The organism is Streptomyces atriruber (assembly GCF_001418325.1).
GTDB lineage: Bacteria > Actinomycetota > Actinomycetes > Streptomycetales > Streptomycetaceae > Streptomyces > Streptomyces atriruber.
Genome location: NZ_LIPN01000289.1, coordinates 1 through 2,620 on the forward strand (window position 1 = coordinate 1; position 2,620 = coordinate 2,620).

The 2,620-nt window shown below is 76.9% G+C and carries 2 protein-coding genes; both read right to left on the reverse strand.

The genetic code is table 11. From position 1 onward, the window contains the following. Positions 1-2,011, reverse strand: a 2,011-nt coding sequence (locus AOK03_RS27645) for a hypothetical protein (protein WP_055568072.1), incomplete at its 3' end; no start/stop codon positions are given. Between the two features lie 3 nt (positions 2,012-2,014). Then, positions 2,015-2,509: a hypothetical protein gene (locus AOK03_RS27650; protein ID WP_167355649.1), complete on the reverse strand. Its 495-nt coding sequence runs from the start codon at positions 2,507-2,509 to the stop codon at positions 2,015-2,017. Between the last annotated feature and the right edge of the window lie 111 nt (positions 2,510-2,620).

A 2,620-nucleotide genomic window follows, 5' to 3' on the forward strand; every position in this document is an offset into this window, starting at 1 on the left:
GCTCCGGGGTGATGGACACGGCGTCGGGGCGGGGGAGCGGCGTCACCGTGATGGCGCACTCCTCGGGCGAGACGGGCAGGTCGACGGGGTGCCCCGCTTGGTGGGCGCTGCGCGCGATGCGCCGCTCGCCGCCGCGCCGTCCGTCGGTCCATGCCGCGCGCACCAGGACCGCGGGCTCCGGCCAGTCGAAGTACAGCTCGGCGCGGTCCGCACGTACCCTCCGCACCCGCAACTCCCTTATGGCGGAAGGGGTTTCGATGACGACGCTCGGTCCGGACACCGCCCGCTCGCCCAGCACGCTCACCGCCGTGACGCGGACCCGCCGCTCGGGCACCGGTGTCAGCTCGGCGAGGGACTCGGGGCCGACCGAGGTCGCCGGGATCCGGTCCACGCCGCCCACGAGGTCGGACACGTCCGTGCCCGGTTCGACCGGGGCCGTCGTCCACGGCAGGAGCCTGCCGTCACCCAGCTCGGGCGGCCGCCACGCGATCGTCACCCGCTCGCCGTCCGAGTGCCGCCGCACGCTGAGCTCCTCCACCTGCGACGGCCACTGCTCGGCCCGGCCGGTGACGGTCACACCGCGGGACCACACCAGGTCGCCGTCCGGATCGCGGTAGCCGCAGCGCACCTCGTACGTGTACGTCCCCGGGGCGAGCGGCACGTCGAGCACGCGGTCGTGCTCACAGGCGACCCGGACCAGCGACGACTCGCCCCAGCCGCCGATGTCCGCCCCGGTGCCGGACCGGGTCACCCGCACCTCGGCCGCGGCCGGGTCGGGCCGCCACTGCAGCCGCAGCCCGCCCGGCACGACGGCGCAGCGCAGCTCCGTCACCACCGGCGTGAGCAGCACCGGGGCCGTCACGCGCGGCACCCCGGCGATGCGGTCCCCGGCCAGCGGGACGACGGCGTACCGCACGGGGCGTCCGACGGGTGCGTCCGGGTCGACGGAACCGGGCCGCGGCTCGCCCGCCGCCGTCTCGACGGCCAGATCGGGCGCGCCGTCGGGGAAGCGCAGGACGCGGTAGGTGACCTCGGCGCGGCGGCCGCGGCGGTGCTCCGGAGGCTCGGGCGGGCACCAGGACAGGCGGACGGCACGGTCGTCCGGCACGGCCGTCACCTCGGAGTCCGCCGGGGCGTCGGGGGCGTCGGCGAGGCGCGCGGCCACCCGCAGCAGGCCCGTCTGGGCCTGCGGATCGTCCCGTGCGAGGCGGAGCGCGGCCAGCCAGGCGTCGGCCGCGGTGCGCAGCGCGCCGGTGGCCTCCGCCGTGGTGGCGTCGGCGGTCAGCCTGCCGACCTCGGCGGCCCGCGCGCGGACGCCGTCGACGAGTGCGGCCAGGCGGAAGTCGTCGGGCCCGTCGGGGTAGACGGAGGCGCGCGGGAGCCGCGACACGTGCCGCTCCGCCTCGCGCAGCCGCACCCCGGGCCACACGTCGTTGAGAGTCTCGGCGGCATGCCGGGCGGGGCCGGTCGCGGGGAACCCCGCCGCGACGGCGGAGGTGAGCAGGGCCGCCTCGCTGCGGTGCACGCCGAGGGCGACGGCCTCGGCCTCGCCGGGGTGCCGGGCGCCGTCCCTGAGGAGGCAGCACACCTCCCACAGGACCAGCCGCCGCAGCCCCATCGCGTCGTCGCGCAGCAGGGTCTCCAGGGTGTCCACCACGGCCGCCGCCGAGTCGGCGCGCGGATCCGACGAGGACAGCCACCGGCCGCGGGCCTGCCGGACGTACGCCAGATCGACGCGGTGCCAGATGCCGCCGCGGCCCGGGAACCAGAGACCGTCGAGGACGCGGAAGCCGTCGTCCGTGGCGGCCTTGGGGAGCGTGCCGAAGACCGTGTCGTGCGCGGGCGCGGGGGCCGGTGCGCGCAGGGCGTCCGCCGCGTGCCGGAACTGCAGGCCGCGGAGGGTGTCGTGGAGTTGTACGTAACCGCGCAGGCCGGGGCAGCGCGGCAGGACGGGCAGCGGCGCACGTGCGCCGCGCGCCTTCGGGTGCTCGCCCGGTCGCAGGACCGCCATGGCTCAGCCGCCCGGTGCCGTGTAGAAGTAGACGCGGACCGTGGCGGTCTCCGCGCGCTCGCCGAGGTTGTGGTAGTCGTCCGTTGCCGTCTTTTTCGTGAACATCTCCGGACGGGCCTTGCCGAGCAGGCTGTTGACCCGGTGGGCGTAGACCGTGCCGTTCGAGCCGCCGCCGAAGGTGAGGACCAGCGCGGCCTCACGGCTCGACCACTTGCGCGTGTCCTTCGAGATCTCCTTGACGAGGTCGCCCTTGTCCCGGCCCCGCACCTCGAACTCCTCGGGGTTCCGGTCCACGGACCGCGGCATCGGCGGCGGGGGAGGCGAGGTCGTCCCGCTCTTGGACGGCTCGGGCCCCGGCCGGTCGTCCGCCTTCGGGTCGGGCCGGTCGGCCATCGACACCAGGGCGAGCACGAGCAGCAGGTCGGCGAAGAGCCAGCCCGCGAGCACGACCACCCCGAGCCGGCCGCCGCGCCGTCGTAACTCCCGCACTCGGCTCACGCGGTCCCTCCGCTCCGTGGGCCGGGCGGCGGCAGGCGTGTCGTCGGCGGATCGAGCGGCGCGTCCGGCGGCAGGTCGAGGGGCGGGCTCTGCGCGGGCACGGGGCCGGTC